Below are 22,466 nucleotides of genomic sequence, written 5' to 3'. Positions count from 1 at the left end.
TTTTTACTGACATTCGTTTCAGCAAGCGCGGGCGCTTAGCACGCACCCTTAGCAGGTGCAACAAAGCGCCTATACCCGAATATCAACCCATTAGAAATACTAGACTTTTACTGTTCCCCGCTCGGTTCTTGGGCGATTGGCAGCGAAGGCTGGATCTTTTCCATCGCGGCGAGCCGCGACTCGAGATCGGCGCGCCACGGGGCATCTTCGCTGCTCCGCGCCAGCAATTCGGTCCAGATCGCGCGCGCCTGGTCGATCTTGCCCGACTGGGCATAGGCCAGACCAAGGAAAAACGGCGGGCCGGGATGTTCCGGCGACAAGTCGGCGGCCTTCTGGAACGCAAATTGCGCGGCGGGGGTGATCACGCCATTCGCATGGACCACCAGTGCGTTACCCAGCCCGACCCAGAGGTCGGGATCTTCGGGATGCTCCTTCACCCCGTTGCGCAGATAATTGGCGGCGGCGCCATGCTTCCCGGCGCGGTTCAGCGAATCGGAAAAAACCAGCCATTCCCGCGCGGTACCGAAACGCTCGCCCATATCGTTGCGCGCATCGATCGTCTCCTCGTCAAAGCTGTTGGGCTTTTCCTTCGGCTCTATCGAAACACCGGCCATGCCGGGATTGCCCTGCCACGCGTAGCCGGCCACCCCGAGCAGCAGCGCCGCCGCCGTCATCTCGAACGTGCCGCGCGCCAATTTGCCCAGTTTGACAAGGGCAACAGCGCAGAGCAGCACCAATATCAACAATATGATCCAGCCCATTATGCATCACCCCCGGGTTTGCGAAACCGGCCGCGCGCCAGCCAGAGGGCGGCGAGCAGCAGGATGATCGGCGCGATCCACAGCGGCCAGGTGACGGCAGAATCGATCGGCGGATTGTAGGATACCCAGTTGCCGTAGCGCTCGATCAGCCAGCTCCGGACCTGCTCCGGCGTTTCGCCCGCGGCGATTCTTTCGCGCACCTGGCTGCGCATGTCGCCGGCCATCGGCGCGTTGCTGTCGGCGATCGACTGGCTCTGGCATTTCAGGCAGCGCAGTTCTTCCATCAGGTCGCTCGCCGCGGCTTCCTGGCGCGGATCATCGAGCTGCCGGTCGGCATAGGGTGCCGGCGGGAGACCGGTTTGCGCGGCCGCTGGCGCGACGAGGCAAAGCAGGAGCAGCAGGGAAAGAAGTTTCTTCATCCCGCTTCCCTTACCAGTTGCAGCAGCGGCGCGACATCCTCTGGCCGGATATCGCCGATATGCTGGTGGACGATGATGCCCTTGCTGTCGATCACGAAGGTTTCCGGTACGCCGGACGAACCCAGTTCGAGCTGCACCCTGCTCGTCGTGTCGCTGCCGATCCTGGTATAGGGATTGCCCCAGCGGTTGAGGAAATTGGCGACATCATCCGGCGTATCACGGCTGGCAATCGCATTGATCTCGACTCCTGCCCGTTGCAGTTCCAGCAACTGGGGCGCTTCGGCGATGCACGGCACGCACCAGCTGGCGAAGATGTTGAGCAAGGTCGGCTTGCCCCGCTTGAGGTCGGCGCTGCTCAGCGACGGTCTCTGTTCGATGGCACCAGGCAGGGCAAATTCCGGCATCGGCTTGCCGACCATCTTGCTGGCGATGACATTGTCCTTCGGCATGATCAGGCCGACCGCAACGGCTGCAAAAAACAGGCCGAAAATCACCAGCGGCACCCAGAGCAGCCAGCGGTTCACAACATCGCCTCGGCATATTCGCGCTGCTGGCGCTGCTTGTAGCCGCGCCGCAACCGGCCGATCATCGCAAGCAATCCGCCCAGCGCAACCAGGACCCCGCCATACCAGATCAGGGTGACAAACGGCTTCCACCACACCCGCACCTGCCAGCGTCCCTCGCTGTCACCATCGCCAAGCACGACATAGAGTTGACCGTTCCAGCGGGTCAGCAGTGCCGCCTCGCTGGTCTGGGTCTGGGCCGCAGCAAACATCCGGTTCTGCGGCTTGATCTCCTGCAGTACGCCATCGCCATATTGCGCCGTCATCCGGCCTTCCAGCGCCGTCCAGTTGGGTCCCGCTACCGGTTCGATCGCTTCAAACTGCAACTTCCACCGGTTGACCGTGATTTCATCACCCGGCTTCGCCGCGACCAGCCGTTCTTCGGTAAAGCTGCTCTCGCTCGCCATCCCGACCAGCGCCACCGCGATGCCGAAATGGGCAATGATCATGCCATAGGTGTGGATCGGGGTGCGCCGCAGATTGCGTTTCCACAGCGGTGCAAAACTGGCGATCCCGACGCCGGCGGCCAGGGCAAGACCGAGCAGTGACAGCACCGACATGCCGGTGGTGAACAGCGCCAGCGCGAACAGCGCCGCGGCGGTGACCAGGATCGGGATTGCCATGCGGTTGAGCAGCGTCTTCGCATTGTCCCGCCGCCAGCGCAGCAACGGCCCTGCCGCCATGACCGCCGCCAGCAGCAGCGCCAGCGGGCCGGTCGCCAGATTGAAATAAGGCGGGCCGACCGAGAGCTTTTCGCCGGTCACCGCTTCGACCAGCAATGGATAGAGCGTGCCGATGAATACCAGCGCCAGGATCACCGACAGCAGCAGATTATTGGCGACAAGCGCTCCCTCCCGGCTGACCAGTTCGAAGCGGGAGCCTTCCTTGACGGTGCCGACGCGCAGCGCGAACAGGGCCATCGCGCCGCCTATATAGATGGCGAGCAAGGCCAGAATGAAGCTGCCTCGTTCCGGATCAACCGCAAAGGCGTGCACGCTGGTCAAAATGCCGGACCGGACCAGGAAGGTACCGATCATCGACATCGAAAAGGCGACCACGGCCAGCATCAGCGTCCAGGCACGCAGCCCGTCCCGCGTCGCCAGCACGGTGACCGAGTGCAATAGCGCGGTAGCCGCGAGCCACGGCATCAGCGAGGCATTTTCGACCGGATCCCAGAACCACCAGCCGCCCCAGCCGAGCTCGTAATAGGCCCAGTAGCTGCCGGCGGTGATGCCGAGAGTGAGGAAAATCCAGGCGCCGAGGACCCAGGGCCGCATCGCCTTGGCGAAGGCCGCACCCACATCGCGGGTGATCATCGCGCCGACCGCGAAGGAGAAGGCGACGGAAAGGCCGACATAGCCGAAATAGAGCGTCGGCGGGTGGAAGGCGAGACCCGGATCCTGGAGCAGCGGATTGAGCCCCTGCCCGTCGGCAGGTACCGGAAACATCCGCTCGAAGGGATTGGAGGACACCAGCAGAAACGCATAGAAACCGATGCTGATAAAGGCCTGGGCGGCCAGCGTCGCCACCAGCGTCTCGCGTTTCAGCGAACGCTCGAACAAGGCGATAAAGGCGCCGGCCAAGCCCATGACCGTCACCCAGAGCAGCATCGAACCCTCGTGATTGCCCCAGGTTCCGGCAAATTTGTAGAGCAACGGCTTTACCGAGGCGCTGTTCATCACGACCAGCCGGACCGACATGTCGGAACGGAGGAACAGCCAGATCAGCAGCACGAACGACAGGCCGACAAACAGACCCTGTGCCACCGCGACGGGACGGATGGCCGCACAATAGTCGTCCCGGTTCGCGCGCAGGCCGATCGCGCCCAGCGCAAATTGCAGGAGCGCGAGGGCGGCGGCGAGCCAGAGCGCAATCAGGCCGGTTTCCGCGATCACTGAACGAGAGTTTCGGTCTTGTGCTGACCAGCGGTCATGTCAATGCCTTCCAGCTCGCGGGGAATGTAATTTTCGTCATGCTTGGCCAGCAAGGTCTCGGCGACAAACATGCCGCTGCCGTCAAGCCGGCCGTCGGCCACGACGCCGGATCCTTCCACAAACAGGTCCGGCGTTATGCCCGTGTAGGTGACCCGCTGCTGGGCAGTGCCGTCCTGGACGATGAACTGTACGGTGACGCCGTCGGTCGATCGCTCGATCGAGCCTTCCTCGACCATGCCGCCCAGCCGGATCGCCACCCCTGCCTCAGGCCTTTTGGCCGCGATATCGGACGGGGTGTAGAAATAGCTCGCCTGATCCTGCAAGGCATAGGCTGCCAGCAATCCGGCGCCGATCAGCGCCACCAGCGCCAGCAGCACCAGGGTCAGTCTTTGATGTTTTGCCTTCATTTCCGCTTGCTCAATTGATCTGCTTTGCGTTCCGCGCTGCGCATCGCCGCATAGCTGCCCGCAAGAACCGCGGCCGTTGCAACCAGCACGATGGCATAAGAAGCGAGGACAAAAGGCCAGTGGTTCATTCGGCTGCCATTCTCTTGAGCCGGGCTTCGACCTTGGTCTGGGCGAGGATGCCGCGCATCCGCATCAGCACGATTGCACCAAACAGCAGGCTGAAGCCAGTCACATTCACCATCAGTGGCCATAGAAAGGCGCTATCGATCGACGATCCGCTGGTGGTGATGCTGGCCGGCTGATGCAGGGTGTTCCACCACACGACCGAACGATTGATGATCGGGATATTGACCGCGCCGACGATACCGAAAATCGCGGTGACGCGGGACACGCCTCCCTTGTCGCCGCTTGCATTGGCCAGGGCGATATAGGCGAGATACAGGAAAAACAGGACCAGCACCGAGGTTACCCGGCCATCCCAGACCCACCATGTCCCCCATGTCGGCCGCGCCCAGATCGAACCGGTGATCAGTCCGAGCGCGGTGAAGACCGCGCCGGGCACGGCGACTGCGCGCGCCGCCACCGCCGCCAGCGGGTGGCGCCAGACGATCTGCATGATGCTGGCAATCGCAATGGCCGTCCAGCCGCCCATGGCGAGCCAGACGGTCGGCACGTGGATATAGAGAATGCGGACGCTGTCGCCCATCAGCCGGTCCTGCGGCGCATAGAACAGGCCGTAGGCGGACCCGGCGACGACCAGCACCAGCCCGGCAGCCAGAAACCAGAGGGTCAGTGGCTTGGCCAGCGTCAAAAAACGGGTCGGGTTTGCAAAAGCGTGCATGGATTGAGCGGTGATTGCCTCGAGCTAGATCGCGTCCAGTGTCATTGCGGAAATTCGATGGCAGAAGCATCGCGCAGCGACAAGTGTTTTTGCGTTTTTCTCTCGGCTCGCCCGATCACGACCACGGGCGGCGGCAACGGTGGAAGCTGGCTAGTCATCCGCAGCGCCGGCCAATTTTCCGGCCAATGCAAGGGCGGAACCATAGTCGCTTTCGAACCGCACATCGCCGTGATCGCCCGGCAGCCCGATGCGGGATAGCATCTGGCGCGGCTGCCCCTGGACGCCGGACAGGATGACCTTGGTCCCCGCCGACCGTGCCTGTTCGACAAATTCCCCGATCATCGTCACGCCGCTGGCATCCAGCAGCGGGACCAGCCGCATGCGGAGGATGATCACCTTCGGCTTGCGACCAATCTTGCGCATGGCATCGAGCAATTCCCCGGCCACGCCGAAAAACACCGGCCCGCTGATCCGGAACACTTCAACATCCTTGGGCAGCGCGTCGCGCTGCTCAGGGTCTTCGTTGTCGATCTCGCTGTCCTGGTGCGGGGTGTTTCCGCTTTCCACGGTTACGGTCTCACTCATCCGCGCCATGAACAGCAAGGATGCCAGCGTCACGCCGACGCCGATGGCCACCGTCAGATCGACAAAGACAGTCAGCCCAAAGGTCAGCAACAATATCGCCCGATCGCTGTTCGGCATCCGGAGAAGCGCGACAAACCGGTCCGCTTCGCTCATGCCCCAGGCGACCACGAACAAGATGGCGGCGAGCGCAGCCATCGGCACATAGGCCATGAAATCGCTGGCAAACAGGATGAACAGCAGCAGGAACAGCGCGTGCATCATCCCGGCCACCGGCGTCCTGGCGCCCGCCTTGATATTGGTCGCCGTGCGGGCAATCGCGCCGGTTGCCGGCAAGCCGCCGAACAGCACCGAACCCAGATTGGCCAGACCCTGGCCGATCAGTTCCTGATTCGAGCGGTGGCGCGTTCCCGTCATGCCGTCGGCGACGACGGCAGAGAGCAACGCCTCGATTCCGGCGAGAAAGGCGATGGTGAAGGCCGATGGCAGCAATTCGACGATCTTGCCCCAGGAGAATGCAGGCAGCGACGGTACGGGCAGTCCGACTGGCATGTCCGGAAAACGGGTGCCGATGGTTTCGACCGGCAAGCCGAGCAGCGCAACCGCGCCCGAGGCAATGATGATCGCGATCAGGAAGCCGGGCAGTCTCGGCGCAAATTTCTTCAGCAGCACAATCAGGGCCAGAGCGCCCGATCCGACCAGCAGGGTGGCCAAATGCACCGAGGCGATTGCGCCAAAATAGGCCTGCCACTTCGGCAGGAATTCAGCCGGCACGACAGCCAGCGAAAGCCCCAGGAAATCCTTCACCTGGCTGGTCGCGATGATCACCGCGATGCCGGATGTGAAACCGGTCACCACCGGGTGCGGGATGAACTTGATCAGGCGTCCGATCCGCAACGCTCCTGCCGCAACCAGGATCAGGCCCGCCATGAACGTGGCGATGAGCAGTCCATCATAGCCGTGCAGGGCTATCACATTGAATATGACGACGACAAAGGCACCCGTTGGGCCGCCCACCTGGACCCGGGACCCGCCCAGAAAGGAGATCAGAAATCCGGCGATAACGGCCGTGACCAGCCCCTTGTCAGGTGACGCACCGCTGGCAATGGCCAGCGCCATGGACAAAGGCAGGGCGACAATCGCAACGGTCAGGCCGGCAACGGTATCGGACTTGAACAGGCTGAAACCATAGCCTTCGCGCATGGTCGTAATCAATTTGGGGGTGAAGCTGTGCACCGGAGCGCCCCGCTATCCCGCGTCCGTTTCCGGCTTTGCCTGGTCAAACAGGATCGAGCCCACCTTGTGCACAGGCTTGCCGTCCATCGTCTCGCGCAACCGCACGCCCCGCCCGATACCGATGCTGGAGGCGTTCTCGCCGATCAGTTCGATGCCGCTGTCTTCCAGCGCACCGATGACCTTGACCAGCGTGTCGACCACGCCCCGCACCTGCCCGTCCGAGGCCTCCATGCGCTGGATCGTCGGCAACGACAGCCCGGCCAGTTCGGCCAACTGACGCTGATCGATCCCGAGCAGCGCCCGCGCCGCCCGCATTTGCTGGGAAGTGATCATTTTTTTCTCGATATTGATATATTAAACATCATTTATCAGTATTAACAATTTAAATTAAATCTGTATAGTCATGTTTCGACGTTGCTATTCGATTGGTGATCGAGCAAGCGACGCAGCCCCCACCCACAACCCTCACAGGCAAGATAGATGACCGGATTTGAAACCATGCTCGACCGTCTCGCCGACGACATGCCCAGTGAGGATCGGGCAGATGCAGATGATTCCGGTTCATTTCATGCTCCCGATTTGCCGGGCTCGGCGCTGCAGGCTGCTGTCCGCGGGATGCGGGGCCACTGCCCCAGCTGCGGAAACGGCCGGATGTTTCCCCGGCTGCTCAAGCCCTTCGCGCATTGCCCGCTATGCGGGCAGGACTGGACAGCGCAACAGGCGGACGATTTCCCCGCTTATGTCGCGATCATTCTGACCGGTCACATCATGGCGCCGGTCATCATCTACATGGTCAGCGAAACCGACTTCTCGATGTGGACCAATCTCGCGATCATCATCGTCATGGCGATGATCCTGATCGGCGCATTGCTGCAACCGGCCAAGGGCGCGATCATCGCGCTGCAATGGTGGATGGGATTGCACGGATTTGATAAACCGCCCCGCCCGGAAGCCAATCCGGAATCCGGCAAGTAGCGAGATAGCCGATGCGATCCGCGCCTGGATGGATCCCATTTAGGCGGCGCAGGCCTCCCTAGCGGCCGATCAGCGCCATCGCCATATTGTCCGCGACATCGGAATCGGGCAGTTGCTGTGCTGCGCTCTGCGCCCAGATCTCGGTCAGGCGCTCGGGGATCATCGCCACCCGGCGGTTGACTTCCGCAACGTCGCCATCGCCCAGATATTCCAGGCCGACGCTGATGATGCCGCCGGAATTGATCACATAATCGGGGGCGAACAGGATGTTGCGATCAAAGATCCGCTGGCCATCTTCCGGTGTGGCGAGCTGGTTGTTGGCACCGCCAGCAACGATCGGAACGTTGAGATGGGCGATGGACACCTTGTCGAGTATGGCGCCCAGTGCGTTGGGACTGAACACGTCGGCCTCGACCCGCATCACCTCGTCGAGACCGACAACCGTCGCTCCGACTTCCTGCGCCAGCGCCTCTGCATGCGCCTTGTTGATATCGGCAATACTCAGCTTCGCGCCGTCCTTCGCCAGCAGACGGGCCACGCCGCCGCCGACGCTGCCGACACCCTGAATCGCGACATGGACGCCGTCCATGCTGTCACGGCCAAGCTTGTGCGATACCGCCGCCTTGATACCGAGATAGACACCCATGGCAGTGAACGGACCCGGGTCACCCCCGGCTTCGCCGCTGTTGCTGACCGGAAGGCCGGAGACATATTTCGTTTCCTTGGTCAGCGCGACCATGTCGGCTGCGTTGATTCCCACATCTTCGGCGGTGATATAGTTGCCACCCAGCGATTCGATCATCCGGCCAAAGGCAGCGAGCATTTCGGGGGTCTTGGTCCGGTTGCGATCGGCGAGGATCACCGCCTTGCCGCCGCCAAGCGGCAAGCCGGCCATGGCGTTCTTGAAACTCATGCCGCGCGACAGGCGCAGCGCATCGGTCACCGCGGTCTCGCGATTTTCATAGTGCCAGAAGCGGGTGCCGCCAGCGCCAGGCCCGAGATGCGTGCTGTGCAGGGCGACAATGGCGCTGAGACCGGATTCGATGTCGTGGAAAAAATGGACCGCTTCATGGTCGTCAAAATCCGGCAAGTCCCACATCATGCTCATGCTTCTATCCCTGGCAAATTGAAGTAATTAAATATCTGATAGCTGTAATTTAATTACAAATAAAGAATCAAATTTTCTCCAAGGGCTCGCTCACGTGCCCTTGTCCTGTTTTTGCTTCTCTAGAGAAAATGGGGCGATCGAGGGGTCTTGAACCCCCGACCTCCGGTACCACAAACCGGCGCTCTAACCAACTGAGCTACGATCGCCACAGGCCGCGCGCTGTTAAGCCGCATTGCGCCGCGGTGCATAGGGACAGCAGATAGCAATCGTCAAGCATTTAGCGGGGGCATTCGGAATTAAAACGCATCCCCACGCTGGCGATGAACGAGACGGGCGGGTCGCCGCGCAGCGTCAATCAGGGCGCGCTCCTCGACCAAGGCGCTTTGCATTTCCACCGCAAGGTCAACGCGGAACCAGCGGGTGGTCAGTTTGACCTGCCCCTGGACTTCCTGCGATGCTCCCAGGCTGGCCGGATAGGATTCGGCCCAGAAATCGTTCAGGCTGCCATAGCCCAGCTCCGGCCGCCGCCCCAGAAACTGCCGCGCCGGTGTCAGATCGGATGGCATCGCGCCGAGCATAGCCAGCAGGATAGCCTGTTCAGGCCGCAGTGTATTGATGTTGATCGGCGACAGGTCGGTCGAGGGAAGCGCGCAAACCCACGGAGACAGCCGGACGAACACATCATCGGTGACGCCTTTTACCGTGCGCAGTTCGCTGACATCGACAATAAGCGCGTTGGCGGTGCGATAGGGCTCTTCCAGCTGCAGATAATATTGGTCCTCGGCACCGCGTGGTGCCGCGGCGGTGTCGCTGTCGATCCAGTCGGCCACCGATTCGGCAATATCGGCAGCATCGCCGTCGAGCACGCCGAGCATCACCATCATTCGTGAAAACTGCGCCAGACCTTCCGGGCGCGCCGTCAGCACATCCCCCTGCTGAGTGACGAGACTGTTGACGTTGAAGCAATTGCCGCCGTCGGCCAGGGTCGCGGCGATCACCCCGCCCGGCACCGGGAATTTCTGCTCGCGGCCATTCCAGCCGCCGGCATTGATCGTTCTGCCGGGCGAGGCCGACACAATCTGTTCGGCCGTTTCCATGCCGATCGATTCGGCCGCGATCAGATAGGCCTTGGCCTGCGACAATTCCCGTGCATTCGATGCCAGCTTCGTCGCACCGGCCAGCCGGTCGATGCCATGGGCTGCCAATATTGCAATCACGGCGACCAGCAACAAGACCGTCAGCAACGCGGCTCCGCGCTCCCTCTTCGGTCCGGCTTCCCTCACGCTGTTCATAAATAGCCGGTTCCGACGAGAAACAGGTGCCGGTAACGGCGCTCTTTCTGGTCAAACTGGATTTCCACCGCTCTTGGCAGGTCTGCCAGCCTTTCGGTTTCCCAGCGATCGGACCATTGCCCGCGCTTGTCCCGAAACCGGAGCTCGATGGAATCGAGGTCCGAGATCAGGATGGCCGGTTCGTCGATCGCGCCGCCATCCGTCATCCGGTAGCGCCACCGCTCGAGATTGCCATCGGCGAGCCGATATTCCACCCTCTCCAGGTTGGACCGGGCCTCACCATTGATATTGCTCTGCCCTCCTCGCGTGAACTTCAGGAGGGCTTCTTCGCCGCCTCCGGTCTCGCTCGCAAAAGCCGCTGTCCGATCGCCACGCTCGTCGCGGGGCGGGCGCGGCAAGGCCTGGCTGAGGTCAGCTTCCATCAGCGAAACAAACCGCTGCATTTCCGCCATCTGGCCCAGGTTTTCTGCCGTGACTTCGTCGCTGTCGACGGCTCCGCGGAGCATTATCACCCCCGCCACCGAAAGCATCGCAAAGATGAACAGCGCCACCATCATCTCGACCAGAGTGAAGCCGTTCCCCTCAACGGGCCATGGTGACGCTTTTTCCATCGATCTCGCTTATATGCCGATTGTCTCCAGCCGCAAACAGCGGTTGCGATCAAGGCGAATTCATTTATCCTGACCGGGCGCGATTAGGGACAGTTTTGGACGTTCATATGACAGAAGCCAATAATACATCGGCTGACTATCTGGTCGCCCTAGGAAAGGTCCAGCGTTTCCCGCGGAAAGAAATCGAGCTCTGCCAGGTGCGAAACTTCCTCACGAGCGAGGAATGCAACCGCTTGATCACCCTGATAGACGAAAAACGCCGCCCTTCCGACATCGCCGATCCCAATGGCGACGATTATTTTCGTACCAGCGAGACCTGTGACCTTGATCATTCGAATAGCTTCGTGGCCGAAATTGACGAAAGGATATGCAGTTTCGCCGATATCGGGCGACAATTTGGCGAGCCGCTTCAGGGCCAGCGCTATGGCGTCGGGCAGGAGTTCAAGGCGCACACGGACTTTTTTGACCCCCATGGCCAGGATTTTCAGAAATATTGTTCGGTGTCCGGTCAGCGCAGCTGGACCTTCATGATCTATCTCAACGAGCCGGACGCCGGCGGCGCCACCCGGTTCACGCATTTCAAGAAAAGCTTCACCCCCGAAACCGGCACCATGCTATGCTGGAACAACCGCAATCCCGACGGATCGGTTAACAACTGGACGCTGCATCACGGGATGAAGGTCCGCAAAGGGACGAAATATGTGATCACCAAATGGTATCGCGAGAAGCCATGGCCCTGGAACGGATGAACCGATTGCCCCAGTTTCCATGAACATCCTACGCTATCGTCCCGGGCCCGGCATGCTGGTGTCGGCGGCCTTCATCGGTCCCGGAACCGTTACCGCCTGTACGCTGGCCGGCGCGAATTTCGGATTCGCACTGCTCTGGGCGCTGGTATTTGCCACGCTCACGACCGTCATTCTCCAGTCCTTTGCAATCCGCATAGCGCTTGTCACCCAGATGGGACTGGCCGAAGCAATGCTGAAGACCGTCGCCTCACCGGCCATCCGGGTACTGGCAGCGCTGTTGCTGATCTCCGCGCTTGTATTGGGCAACGCCGCCTATGAAGCAGGCAACATGTCGGGAGCCGCCCTGGGGCTGGAAGCCATGAATGGCGGACCGCTGCCTTTCGGCATTGCACCGGTCATCATCACCATTGCCCTGTTCGCATCCGCGATGCTGGTCTTTTCCAAACCCAAATGGATCGAGAATATCCTGATCCTGCTGGTGCTGCTGATGAGCGTTGCCTTCGTTCTGACATTCCTGCTCATCCGGCCGGATCTTGGTGCATTGTTGCAGGGATTCATTCCAGCCATCCCCGATGAGGGGCTGATGACGGCCATTGCCCTGATCGGCACGACCATTGTCCCCTATAATCTCTTTCTTCATGCCGCCAGCGTGCGCGAACGGTGGACCGTCGCTGAGCTGCCCGACGCGCAGCTCGACAACCGTATTTCGATCGGGATCGGCGGACTGGTCTCGATGACGATACTGGCGACCGCTGCCGCCAGCCTTTTTGGCAGTGGCAAGGCCATCGAAAACGCGGTGGACATGGCCGGGCAGCTGACCCCCCTGTTCGGCAGCCTAGCAACCGTCACGCTCGGTACCGGGCTGTTTGCGGCCGGGCTGACCTCGGCCATCACCGCACCGCTGGCGACGGGCTATATCGTGCAGGAAATTTTCCATTCCTCGGACTCCCGCAAGCCCTTCCAGATCGGGGCGCTGCTGGTGATTGCCTCCGGCACGCTGGCCTCGCTGGCGGGATACCGACCAGTCGAGCTGATCTTCGTGGCACAGATCGCCAACGGACTGCTGCTGCCGATTGTCGCGTTGTTTCTGCTGAAGCTGGCGAACAACAGAAACATGCTCGGGCAACATGCCAATGGGCTCTGGGCCAATATTCTCGGAGCCGCGATCTTGCTGATCACCACCGCACTCGGTTTGCGGCTGATCGCCCGCGCCCTCGGATTCTGGCCATGACAGTCGCAATCGATCTCAATGCGGATCTCGGCGAGGATGAGAGCCCGGCCGGCACCGCGCGTGACCTGGCGATCATGGACATTGTTTCTCGTTGCAATATCGCCTGCGGCGGCCACGCCGGTTCGCCCAGTTCGATGCGCAAAATGCTGGCAGCCGCGGGCGCAAAAGGGATCGCGGCCGGAGCCCATCCCTCCTATCCAGACCGCGACGGGTTCGGCCGCACATCCATGGATATGTCGCTTGCCGATCTCGAAGCGAGCCTGACCGGGCAATTGCACGATATCAGGATGATAGCAGAAGATGTTGACGTGCCACTGACCCATCTCAAGCCCCATGGCGCGCTGTACAACGATGCGCAGGATGATCCGGCGCTCGCTGGCCTGCTGACAGAGGTCGCCGCGACAGCCAATCTTGCGCTGGTCAGCATGCCGGGATCACTGATCGAGCAAATGGCTGCGAAGCGAAAAGTGCACTTCATCGCAGAAGCCTTCATCGACCGGCAATATACCAGTGCTGGCCGACTGGTTCCGCGGAACGAAGCGGGAGCGGTGATCGCAAGCGAAGAAGACCGAATCGACCAAGGCCTGTCGCTGGCGAAGGGAACGCCACTGACTGCACGGGACGGAACCAAGCTGCTCGTCAAGGCGAACAGCCTGTGCCTCCATTCCGACAGCACCGGGGCGGTGGAAACTGCCAGATTGATGCGGCAGGCCCTGGAAAGGGCCGGCATAACCGTCGGGGTCGGGGGATGATGCCTGACCAGCCACCCCGCATTCACGTCTGCGATGACTGGATCAACGTCACTTTGCCGGACCGAGAGTCGATCCTGTCGGCACAGGCAAGCTTTGCTGCACATCGGCAATGGACCGAAATCGTTCCCGGCATGGACAGTATCGCCGTCCGGTTCGACCCTGCCTTGCTCTGTCCCGATGACGCCGCCGACAGGATTGGGGAGCAACTCGGCGGTGCGGCAAATGTCCCGGAGAGGCAAAATAGAGATATAACGATCCCGGTATGTTACGAAGGTGAGTTCGCTCCCGACCTTGCCTTCGTAGCCGGCAAACTTGGCATCGACGCAGAGGCGTTACCGGGCTGGCACGCATCCAGGAAACAGCGGGTGGCCATGCTCGGCTTCATGCCCGGCTTTGCCTATCTCGAGAGTCCGGAGCCCTGCTCGGTCATTGGCCGGCTGGCGGAACCGAGGCAGCGGATCCCGGCCGGTTCCATCGGGATCATCGGCCAGCAAAGCTGCATCTATTCCTTCGATAGCCCTGGCGGCTGGCCTATTATCGGGCGCACTCCCCGGTCGCTGTTTGACGCCGCGCTGCAGCCGCCAGCCTTGCTCTTCGCCGGACAGACGGTTCGCTTCGAGCCGATCTCGAGGACAATGTTCGACGAATGGACACCGGCCGCCAGATGAGCATCAGGGTTGAAAAAGCGGGACTCCAGACAAGCCTGCAGGGCGCACCGTTCCGGGGCCATCGACATCTCGGCATGCCGGCAGCCGGCGCCGCCGATTGCCTGTCGCTGGCGCTGGCCAATTTTCTTGTCGGCAAGGCCGGTGACGCAATAGCATTCGAGATCACGCAATCGGAAGCGGTTTTCACGATGATGGAAGCCTGCGCGATTGCCGTGGTGGGACCGGCCGAATTTGTGCGGATCAACGGGCAAGAGATGCCCAAACACCAAATGCTGTCCGTTGCTGCGGGGGATTCGCTGGGAATCGGACCAAGCCACAGTGGCTGCCGGACCTATCTGGCGCTATCCGCAGACATTCATGCGGACGAATTGCTGGGCGGTCGGTCGACCTGTCTCGCCGCAGGACTTGGCGGATTTCATGGTCGAGCCCTGGAAGACGGTGACTTGGTCGCGCTTTCGCCGGATTCGGCAGCGGACGGCATGGACCGGGCGACACCCGAGGCGCTCAGGCCCCATTATGGCGATGATCATCTTTTGCGCGTTGTCGCCGGCCCCGAAGCCACCGGAGACAGTGCCAATCTGCTGACAAACCTTTGCAGCCATCCCTATACCGTCGGGTATCGCAGCAGCCGCATGGGCATGGCTCTCGAAGGCCCTCGGCTTGAAGTGTTGGAATCCGCAAATATGCCCAGTGCCGCGGTTTTTCCGGGAACGCTCCAGCTGCCGCCAAACGGCCAACCCTATCTGCTCGGTCCCGATGCGCAAACGACCGGAGGTTATCCCAGAATTGCACAGGTGATCCGCGCCGACCGACATTTGATCGGTCAGCTGCGTCAGGGCGCCAAGATTCAATTTGTCGCCATCACCCCTCAGCGCGCAGCAGAAATCCTCAGGGAGAAGCTTTCCCTGCTGTCTTCCTGGCTGGGCCGGGTCGATTTATGGTAGGCGCTCGGGGCAAGCCCGAGATGCCCTAGCTCTTTTTGAGCGACAGACCGCCAAAGCGCTTGTTGAAGCGAGCCACCTGGCCACCCTGATCAAGGAGGCGCTGATTGCCGCCGGTCCATGCAGGATGCGACGACGGATCAATATCCAGCTGCAGCGTGTCACCTTCTTTGCCCCATGTAGAACGGGTTTCATAGCTGGTGCCATCGGTCATCTGAACGGTGATCATGTGATAGTCTGGATGCGTATCGGATTTCATTTTCGGCTCCTAAACGGGCTGGTTACCAACCAGACCCAAAGCGAATAAATTTAGCGGAAGCGGCCCATTAACCGCGGATTGGCAAAAGGGCAAGATTCTTTTGCAAAAGCTTAGGCTGCAGGAGGGTCGGCAATCATCGCAGTGAAGCTTGCTTCGGCGGCCAGCTTGTCACCAATCATCGCCTGCCCCGAAAACTTGCAGACGCGTGCGCGCTTCTGCTCAAATTTCACATTCAGCGACAGCAGGCAGCCAGGCTCGACCGGCTGACGGAATTTGGCGCCGTCGATTGCCATGAAATAGACCAGTTTGCCTGACCCCACCATGTCAAAGCTTTCCATGGCGAGTACGCCGGCGGCTTGCGCCAGCGCCTCGACAATCATGACCCCGGGCATGATCGGTCGACCAGGGAAATGGCCCTGGAAAAACCCTTCATTGAAGGTCACGGCCTTGATCGCCCGGATGGATTCGTCCTTTACGAGCTCTTCCACCCTATCGACGAGAAGCATGGGATAGCGGTGCGGCAGCACCGCCATCACCCGGGTTACGTCATAGTCGAGCAATTCCGTCATGCCGGATCAACTAGCGGCTGGCCGGCTGAGCGGCTGGCGGCTGCTGTTGCTGCTGGGCTGCCTGATTGCGGGCACTTGCCACCAGCAATTGCTGAAGCTGCTGATGCAGCGAAACCGTATTGCGCTGCGGCTGCCAGTCAGCAGGAGCTGCGGTGCTGACTGATGGAATGCGCGTATCGAGCACTGCGGTGATCGCATCGGTCACGTCCGCCTGCGGCGGCGCGTAGATAAATGCATCCGGGCTCAGGATTACCGCAATCTTCTTGTCCGAAACAACCTGCTGCTGGGCATTGGAATATTCTTTGAAAATATTCTCCACAGCGAACATCTGCGCCTTTATCGCTGGTGTCTGCAGCTTCTGTATTTCGGTTTCTTCCGTCTCAATGCTCTTGAGAACGGGATTGTTGCCTCTTACCGCCGCATCGATTTCTTCCTGCGTCAGTTGCTTGTTCTTGTCGGTGTCCAGCTGAGCACGCAAACCGTTCAGGGTCTTGTTGCGGGTGTCAATCTGGTCGAAGTTCGACGCATATTGGGTTCCAATCTGCGAATAGGCGGCTGAAAAGGCCTTTGACCTTGCAATCGCGATGGTCGGATTTGCGGTCGCTATGCCAGATACCTGTGCCTGGGCGGCCGAACCAAATGCCAAGGGAGCCGCCGTAAGGGTCAGTGCAGTGAGTGCAGTTTTAAGAAAACGTGTCATCAGAATTGTGTTCCTACGTTGAATGTGAAAAGTTTGGTGTCATCGCCAGGCTCCTTGAGCAGCGCCTTGGCTATGTCGATCCTGAATGGACCGAAGGGCGAGTTCCAGTTGACGCCGAAGCCCACCGAAACGCGAGGACTCGGAGAATCCCCGAAAAAGCGTTCGACGAAATTGGTTGCTATCGGATTGGGGTTCCCGTTGGCATCCACCGCATCAAGCGTCACGCCAGCATTGCCGTCGGCATCTACCGTCAGATATTCAGGGGCCACACCAATCGCGTTTCCGTCATCGTCAAATATCGTGCGCTGGCGCTGAGTCTGCAGATCCGTGAGCAACAAAGGTTGCCTGACCTTGAACACTGCTCCAACATCGACAAAAATGGACGGCCGCAAGCCAAGCTCACGCGCGCCGGATCCTAGTGGAATCTCCAATTCGGCTCGCCCCAGATAATAGGCCCGGCCACCGATCGCATCATCTGTCTGACGACCATTGGTCACTTCAACAATCTCGTTGATCGGATTGCCGTTAGCATCCAGTCCCGGAACCGTCGAAGAGCGGACGACGCGAGGACCAACCCCGCGAATATCAAAGCCGCGAATTTGGGGTTCCCCAAGGAAAAAGCGATCGGTCAGCCGCACATCATCGATGCCGTCGCCCGGACCGGTGGAACGGCTTTCCAGCGGGTGGATATATCCGCCCTCACCGCTGACCGAAAAGATGAAGTCACCCAAGACACGCCAGTGCTTGGAGGCATTGAGACGGCCGCGGACATATTTGACGCTACCACCCAGTCCGGCAAAATCCAGACTACCCACAATCGATTGGCCACGGGACGGCCGAATGCGGTTGTCCCGATCATCATAGATTAAGGAGGCACCAATAGAGGAGGTCGTCCGGCTGCCCAGGGCATCACACAAGAACCGTCCGGCAAGCAGCGGGTCGCAGGCATCGGCGGGGCTGTTGCCGCGAATACCGTCACCGTTGCTATCCGTAAAGAACAGGCTGGGTTCCAGCGTGACATCATCCTGGCTGAGGCCATAGCGGACGGAAGCCGAGAGATATTCAGTAATCGGCACACCGGCCCGGATCTGGAATCCGGTGGTCAACTGCTCAAAGGTTGTTTCGCGATTATTATTGACGAAATTGAAGCTGTTCAGGTCACGGCGAAAAACATCCGCACCAACGGCAATATTTCTGTCAAACAAATAGGGCTCGGTAAAGCCGAGTTCGATCGATTGCGAGAAACTCGAATAACTCACGCTGGCCCGCAGCTCCTGGCCCTTGCCGCGGAAATTGCGCTGTCGGACCGACGCCTGCAAAATGAAATTCTCGACGCTCGAGAAGCCGGCCGAAAGCTGGAGTTCGCCTGTGGCTTTTTCTTCCACATTGGCTTCCAATATGATCCGGTCCGGCGCACTGCCCTGTTTTTGCTCGATTTCCAGATCTTCCTGGAAAAACCCCAGTGATTTAATCCGGTTGGCAGAGCGCTTGACCTGGAAACTGTTGAACGCATCGCCTTCGTTGAGACGGAATTCCCGCCGCACTACCTTGTCCTGCGTCAGGGTGTTGCCATTGATGTCGATCCGCTCGACATACACGCGGTCACTTTCCGCGACCTGGAACAGGATATCCATGGTCAGCGTTTCTTTGTTTCGCGTAAATTGCGGGCGGACATCCGCGAACGCATAGCCAAACAGCCCCGCGGTCTCCGAGAGACGCTCCACGGTATCTTCAACCTGCTTGGCGTTGTAGAAGTCTCCGGACTTCATCGGCAGCTGGGGAGTCAGAAACTCGGGCGTAAAATCCCGTATCTCGCTTTCGACCGTGACGTCGCCGAATTTATATCGCTCGCCTTCCTCTACCACATAGGTGATGATAAAGTCGCGCTTGTCGGGTGTCAGCTCTGCCACTGCGGAGATCACACGAAAATCGGCATAGCCTTCGGTCAAATAGAATTGACGCAGCTTTTGCTGGTCAAACGCAAGGCGATCCGGGTCATATGTGTCGCTGGAACTGAAGAAGCGATAAAAGCGCGACTGCTTGGTCACCATTTCGCCGCGTAGCTTGCCGTCCGAAAACTCCTCGTTGCCGATGATATTGATCTGCTGGACCTTGGATTTCGGTCCCTCGTTGATCTCGAAAACGATATCGACGCGATTCTGCTCCAGCTGGACCATCTTCGGTTCAACATTCGCTGCGAAGCGGCCCTTGCGCTTGTACAGTTCGATGATCCGAGCGACGTCGGCACGAACTTTCGAGCGCGTGAATATCTGACGGGGAGCCAGCCGGATTTCCGGATAGATCTTGTCTTCCTTGATCCGCTTGTTGCCTTCCAGAAGGATACGGTTGATCACCGGATTTTCGACAACTTCGACCACCACGGCCCCGTTGTTGTTGCGGATGCTGACATCCTTGAACAACTCGGTTTCAAAAAGATCCTTCAGCGCCTGATCGGCCGCTTCCTGGGTGTAGGTCTGGCCAACGCGCAACTTCATGTAGGAGAGCACGGTTGTCGGCTCCAGTCGCTGGGAACCATTGACCACGATCGATCGTATAGTATCCTGAGCTGCAGGACTGGCCTGTGCTTCGCCCTGCTCCTGCGCCTGCGCAGAAACCGCCGTGCCACCCAAGATCGTGCCGCACATCAACAGGGGCAAAAGTCGCTTTTTATGATTCACAGACAAACTCGCTTTCACACCATAAACCAAAAATAAATAAAACTGGCTTCAACGCGCCAGCTTCGCCAACCCCCTGCCCCAATGCAGCGTGTCAATCAATGGTCAATCATCCAGAGAAAGACTGGAACAGACCAAAAGACGACAAATCGTTGAATGTAACGACCAGCATGAACACCATGACCAGTGCCAGACCGGAACGGAACGCCCATTCCTGAACCTTCGCATTGGCCGGCTTTCTCCGCACGGCCTCGATCGCATAGAACATCAGATGCCCTCCATCCAGCATGGGAATTGGCAGCAGGTTGATGAACCCCAAGTTAATTGAGATGAGCGCCACAAAAAGAATGAAGCTTTCCATGCCCAGCTTGAATTGCTCACCGGACGCCTGAGCTATTTTGAGCGGCCCCCCCAGTTCCTTTATCGACCGCTTGCCCAAGATCACCTGACCAAGAGTGGTGACGATCTGGTCAACGATGCCGATGGTTTTTTCGACTGCCACTGCTGGCGCCTCGAGCGGCGTGACTTCGCGCCACTCCACATTGTCTGAAGACATGCCAAGCATGCCCAAACGATATTCGTTGCCGAACCGGTCCTGCAATATCTGGACGCCGATCTCGGCCTGTCGGGTGATGCGCTCGCCATCCCGTTCATAGGTGATTTCAACGTCCTGCTCCGGGATCAACATGACTTTCTGCCGGAGATCCTCGAACAGCTCGATTTGTTCGCCATCGATCGAGACTATGCGATCCCCCGGCTGCATCCCGATGGCCGAGGCAGCTGAATCCGGGGTAATTGTGCTTGCCACAGGCAGTGTGGCGCTGGTGCCATAGGCGATCACGAAGCCCATGATGATCAAGACCGCAAATATGAAATTGATCGCAGGACCTGCAAACACGATCGCGGCCCGTTGCCAGAGAGACTTGGACTGGAAGGTCTGGTTGCGCTCCGCTGCGGGCAGACTGAGCCACTCTTTGCTTTTCGTGCCAGCCGGGTCCATGTCGCCGGCAAACTGGACGTAGCCCCCTAAAGGCAACATGCAGATTTTCCAGCGCGTACCCCGCTTGTCGGTCCAGCCGGCTATTTCCTTGCCAAAGCCAATGGCAAATGTCTCTGCCTTTACCCCGCACCAGCGGCCGACCAGATAATGGCCCATCTCGTGCACGAATACGAGCACGCCGATGACAACCAGAAATGATAACAAATATACCAAAATGCCGGGATTATCCGTCAAACTCTCAATTCCTTGACCAGTTGCTCGGTTCGCACGCGCGTTTCCTTGTCGATCGCGAAAATATCCGCCAGTGCGCTCGGTTCCGGCGGGCTATAACGATCCAGCAGCCGCGTTACAATCTCTGTGATGTCCAGAAACTGAACCGCTCGATCGAGAAACGCCGCGACCGCGACTTCATTGGCCGCGTTGAGCATTGCCGGCTTGGCGCCACCTGCCATGATCGCCGCCCGCGCAATCCGGGTGGCCGGGAACCGGATTTCATCCGGTTGCTCGAAATCGAGCCGGCCAATATCCGCCAGATTGAGCGGTTCACAATTGGTGGTCATTCTATCCGGCCAGGCGAGGCTGTTGGCAATCGGTATCCGCATATCCGGCGAGCCCAGCTGGGCCAGCGTGGAACGGTCGCGGTATTCGACCATGGAATGGATCACCGACTGCGGATGCACCAGTATTTCGATATTCTCCAGCCCGACGGGAAACAAGTGATGGGCCTCGATCAGTTCCAGCCCCTTGTTCATCATCGTTGCGCTGTCGACGGAAATCTTCGCGCCCATATCCCAATTGGGGTGGGCCACGGCCTGTTCCGGCGTCACGACCGCCATTTGTTCGCGCGTCCACGTCCGAAATGGCCCTCCGCTGGCCGTCAACGTTATCTTGCGGACCTGATCAATCCGGCCGCCCTGCAGCGCCTGAAAAATAGCGTTATGCTCGGAGTCGACCGGGAGCAGCGTCGCGCCCGCCTTGCGGGCCTCGGCGATCATCAGCGCACCGGCTGACACAAGAGCCTCCTTGTTCGCCAATGCGACCGTCTTTCCGCAGCGCAGAGCTTCCAGCGTCGGCAGCAGGCCGGCACAGCCCACTATTGCCGCCATCGTCCAGTCCGCGCCCATCGCGGCCGCGGCGCTCAGCGCGTCGGTACCGCTGGCTGCCTCTATCGCCGTTCCTGCCAGCCGCTGCTTGAGTTCATCATAAGCGGAATCGTCGGCCACAACCGCAACCTGCGCCGAAAATTCCTTTGCCAGCGCCGCCAGCTGAGCAGCGTTTCCGTTCGCGGTCAGGGCGACGACATTATATTCGTCGGGGTTCTGACGGATCAGGTCGAGAGTGGACTGCCCCACCGATCCCGTCGCGCCGAATATCGAGACCGACTTGGTCATGACAGAGCGGCGAGGTTTTCGCCGAGCGTGATCAGGGCAACAACCGGGGCCACGGGGATCAGGCCGTCGAGACGGTCCATCACGCCGCCATGGCCGGGAAAAATCGTGCCGCTGTCCTTGGCTCCCGCCTTCCGTTTGAGCCAGCTTTCAAACAGGTCACCCATTTGCGCCAGCACCGCCAGCGGGATGCTGAGGAGCACCAGATGGAAGGGAAGGTCCCAATAGACATGCAGGACGAAACTGACCGCTGCGGTCAGGGCGACCCCGCCGATCAGACCCGCCCATGTCTTGTTCGGACTGACTTGCGGCGCCAGTTTCGGACCGCCGATGGCTCGGCCGGCAAAATACGCGCCGATATCGGTCGCCCAGACCAAGACCAGCGTCCAGAACAGGATCAGGATGCCGTTGTCAATTTCCCGGATGAAGACGATCGCGAGCGCCGGCAGCCCGGCGTAAAATACCCCCGCTGCCAGCTTGAGCGACTGATCGAAGACCGCGACGAACATTGCCGCCCCCATGATCATGCCGAGCGCCAGAAAGGAAGGTCCGGCCGCCCAGGGCGACATGATTGCGAGCGGCACCGACAAGGCGTACATAGCCAGCAGCCGGTTCTTCCGGCGACCGGTGAGACCGGCCCATTCGCTCATGATGCCCAGCGCCATCAGAATGACCAGAATCCAGAGAAAAGCCCCGCCGAAATATTCCGCGAGCACGGCTGCGGCGATCAACAGAACCCCGACGATGATGCGGGTTTGCAATTCGCTGGCCTTGCCAGGCGCCGGAGCAGCGGGCTCAGACATGC

General features: G+C 60.0%; 25 protein-coding genes and 1 tRNA gene. 6 read left to right on the top strand and 20 right to left on the bottom strand.

The window, feature by feature from the left end; translation table 11 throughout:
* Positions 1–107: 107 nt before the first annotated feature.
* The 9 genes from V7650_RS02530 to V7650_RS02490 form a co-directional block, all read right to left on the bottom strand.
* Positions 108–761, bottom strand: coding sequence for a tetratricopeptide repeat protein (locus V7650_RS02530; RefSeq protein ID WP_335654668.1), 654 nt, complete (start codon positions 759–761; stop codon positions 108–110).
* The gene (locus tag V7650_RS02525) at positions 761–1,180 is read right to left on the bottom strand and encodes a cytochrome c-type biogenesis protein (RefSeq protein ID WP_335654667.1); all 420 of its coding nucleotides are present in this window, start codon (positions 1,178–1,180) and stop codon (positions 761–763) included. Before V7650_RS02525 ends, V7650_RS02530 begins: the two co-directional genes overlap by 1 nt.
* Complete coding sequence (locus tag V7650_RS02520; protein ID WP_335654666.1) at positions 1,177–1,704, bottom strand: DsbE family thiol:disulfide interchange protein; 528 nt, start codon at positions 1,702–1,704, stop codon at positions 1,177–1,179. Before V7650_RS02520 ends, V7650_RS02525 begins: the two co-directional genes overlap by 4 nt.
* Positions 1,701–3,638: a heme lyase CcmF/NrfE family subunit gene (locus V7650_RS02515; RefSeq protein ID WP_335654665.1), complete on the bottom strand. Its 1,938-nt coding sequence runs from the start codon at positions 3,636–3,638 to the stop codon at positions 1,701–1,703. The genes V7650_RS02520 and V7650_RS02515 overlap by 4 nt, the downstream gene beginning before the upstream one ends.
* A complete protein-coding gene (gene ccmE / locus V7650_RS02510; protein ID WP_335654664.1) occupies positions 3,635–4,084 on the bottom strand; it encodes a cytochrome c maturation protein CcmE in 450 nt (149 codons plus the stop codon). Before ccmE ends, V7650_RS02515 begins: the two co-directional genes overlap by 4 nt.
* Entirely contained in the window at positions 4,081–4,212 is a 132-nt protein-coding gene (gene ccmD / locus V7650_RS02505; protein WP_335654663.1) for a heme exporter protein CcmD, read from the bottom strand. Before ccmD ends, ccmE begins: the two co-directional genes overlap by 4 nt.
* Positions 4,209–4,925 (bottom strand): heme ABC transporter permease CcmC, encoded by a 717-nt coding sequence (gene ccmC, locus V7650_RS02500; RefSeq protein WP_335654662.1) that lies wholly within the window; start codon positions 4,923–4,925, stop codon positions 4,209–4,211. Before ccmC ends, ccmD begins: the two co-directional genes overlap by 4 nt.
* 150 nt (positions 4,926–5,075) lie before the next feature.
* On the bottom strand, positions 5,076–6,743 hold the full coding sequence (locus V7650_RS02495) for a SulP family inorganic anion transporter (protein ID WP_335654661.1): 1,668 nt from the start codon (positions 6,741–6,743) through the stop codon (positions 5,076–5,078).
* Positions 6,744–6,755: 12 nt separating this feature from the next.
* On the bottom strand, positions 6,756–7,076 hold the full coding sequence (locus V7650_RS02490; protein ID WP_335654660.1) for a helix-turn-helix domain-containing protein: 321 nt from the start codon (positions 7,074–7,076) through the stop codon (positions 6,756–6,758).
* 147 nt (positions 7,077–7,223) lie between these two features.
* On the opposite strand from V7650_RS02490, the gene V7650_RS02485 reads away from it, so the two are divergent.
* Complete coding sequence (locus tag V7650_RS02485; RefSeq protein WP_335654659.1) at positions 7,224–7,718, top strand: DUF983 domain-containing protein; 495 nt, start codon at positions 7,224–7,226, stop codon at positions 7,716–7,718.
* A gap of 58 nt (positions 7,719–7,776) precedes the next feature.
* On the opposite strand, the gene V7650_RS02480 is transcribed toward V7650_RS02485, so the two are convergent.
* From V7650_RS02480 to gspJ, 4 genes are all read right to left on the bottom strand, one after another.
* Complete coding sequence (locus tag V7650_RS02480) at positions 7,777–8,826, bottom strand: Leu/Phe/Val dehydrogenase (protein ID WP_335654658.1); 1,050 nt, start codon at positions 8,824–8,826, stop codon at positions 7,777–7,779.
* A 129-nt stretch (positions 8,827–8,955) separates the two neighbouring features.
* Positions 8,956–9,032, bottom strand: a tRNA-His gene (locus V7650_RS02475).
* 90 nt (positions 9,033–9,122) lie between these two features.
* A complete protein-coding gene (gene gspK, locus V7650_RS02470) occupies positions 9,123–10,118 on the bottom strand; it encodes a type II secretion system minor pseudopilin GspK (protein ID WP_335654657.1) in 996 nt (331 codons plus the stop codon).
* On the bottom strand, positions 10,115–10,729 hold the full coding sequence (gspJ, locus tag V7650_RS02465; RefSeq protein ID WP_335654656.1) for a type II secretion system minor pseudopilin GspJ: 615 nt from the start codon (positions 10,727–10,729) through the stop codon (positions 10,115–10,117). The genes gspK and gspJ overlap by 4 nt, the downstream gene beginning before the upstream one ends.
* Before the next feature lie 107 nt (positions 10,730–10,836).
* On the opposite strand from gspJ, the gene V7650_RS02460 reads away from it, so the two are divergent.
* Genes V7650_RS02460 through V7650_RS02440 form a run of 5 tightly spaced genes read left to right on the top strand, consistent with a single transcriptional unit; the run spans position 10,837 to position 15,073 of the window.
* Positions 10,837–11,478, top strand: a complete 642-nt coding sequence (locus tag V7650_RS02460; RefSeq protein WP_335654655.1) for a prolyl hydroxylase family protein — start codon at positions 10,837–10,839, stop codon at positions 11,476–11,478.
* Positions 11,479–11,497: 19 nt separating this feature from the next.
* The gene (locus tag V7650_RS02455) at positions 11,498–12,709 is read left to right on the top strand and encodes an Nramp family divalent metal transporter (RefSeq protein ID WP_335654654.1); all 1,212 of its coding nucleotides are present in this window, start codon (positions 11,498–11,500) and stop codon (positions 12,707–12,709) included.
* On the top strand, positions 12,706–13,461 hold the full coding sequence (gene pxpA, locus V7650_RS02450; RefSeq protein WP_335654653.1) for a 5-oxoprolinase subunit PxpA: 756 nt from the start codon (positions 12,706–12,708) through the stop codon (positions 13,459–13,461). Before V7650_RS02455 ends, pxpA begins: the two co-directional genes overlap by 4 nt.
* Complete coding sequence (locus V7650_RS02445; RefSeq protein ID WP_335654652.1) at positions 13,458–14,129, top strand: 5-oxoprolinase subunit B family protein; 672 nt, start codon at positions 13,458–13,460, stop codon at positions 14,127–14,129. The genes pxpA and V7650_RS02445 overlap by 4 nt, the downstream gene beginning before the upstream one ends.
* Positions 14,126–15,073, top strand: a complete 948-nt coding sequence (locus V7650_RS02440; protein ID WP_335654651.1) for a biotin-dependent carboxyltransferase family protein — start codon at positions 14,126–14,128, stop codon at positions 15,071–15,073. Before V7650_RS02445 ends, V7650_RS02440 begins: the two co-directional genes overlap by 4 nt.
* Before the next feature lie 25 nt (positions 15,074–15,098).
* Here V7650_RS02440 and rpmE read toward each other — a convergent pair whose 3' ends face one another.
* From rpmE to V7650_RS02405, 7 genes are all read right to left on the bottom strand, one after another.
* Positions 15,099–15,329, bottom strand: coding sequence for a 50S ribosomal protein L31 (rpmE, locus tag V7650_RS02435; RefSeq protein ID WP_335654650.1), 231 nt, complete (start codon positions 15,327–15,329; stop codon positions 15,099–15,101).
* Between the two features lie 110 nt (positions 15,330–15,439).
* Positions 15,440–15,898 carry a 3-hydroxyacyl-ACP dehydratase FabZ gene (gene fabZ / locus V7650_RS02430; protein WP_335654649.1) on the bottom strand — a complete coding sequence of 153 codons (459 nt, stop codon included), beginning with the start codon at positions 15,896–15,898 and terminating at the stop codon, positions 15,440–15,442.
* 10 nt (positions 15,899–15,908) lie between these two features.
* On the bottom strand, positions 15,909–16,598 hold the full coding sequence (locus tag V7650_RS02425) for an OmpH family outer membrane protein (protein ID WP_335654648.1): 690 nt from the start codon (positions 16,596–16,598) through the stop codon (positions 15,909–15,911).
* Entirely contained in the window at positions 16,598–19,243 is a 2,646-nt protein-coding gene (bamA, locus tag V7650_RS02420) for an outer membrane protein assembly factor BamA (RefSeq protein ID WP_335654937.1), read from the bottom strand. The genes V7650_RS02425 and bamA overlap by 1 nt, the downstream gene beginning before the upstream one ends.
* 139 nt (positions 19,244–19,382) lie before the next feature.
* Positions 19,383–20,507 (bottom strand): RIP metalloprotease RseP, encoded by a 1,125-nt coding sequence (gene rseP, locus V7650_RS02415; protein ID WP_335654647.1) that lies wholly within the window; start codon positions 20,505–20,507, stop codon positions 19,383–19,385.
* Positions 20,504–21,664 (bottom strand): 1-deoxy-D-xylulose-5-phosphate reductoisomerase, encoded by a 1,161-nt coding sequence (locus tag V7650_RS02410; RefSeq protein WP_335654646.1) that lies wholly within the window; start codon positions 21,662–21,664, stop codon positions 20,504–20,506. The genes rseP and V7650_RS02410 overlap by 4 nt, the downstream gene beginning before the upstream one ends.
* Positions 21,661–22,464, bottom strand: a complete 804-nt coding sequence (locus V7650_RS02405; RefSeq protein ID WP_335654645.1) for a phosphatidate cytidylyltransferase — start codon at positions 22,462–22,464, stop codon at positions 21,661–21,663. Before V7650_RS02405 ends, V7650_RS02410 begins: the two co-directional genes overlap by 4 nt.
* Between the last annotated feature and the right edge of the window lie 2 nt (positions 22,465–22,466).

Source organism: Parasphingorhabdus sp. (assembly GCF_036964565.1).
In the GTDB taxonomy this organism is placed as follows: Bacteria; Pseudomonadota; Alphaproteobacteria; order Sphingomonadales; family Sphingomonadaceae; genus Parasphingorhabdus.
This window is presented reverse-complemented; position numbering and strand designations above follow the sequence as displayed.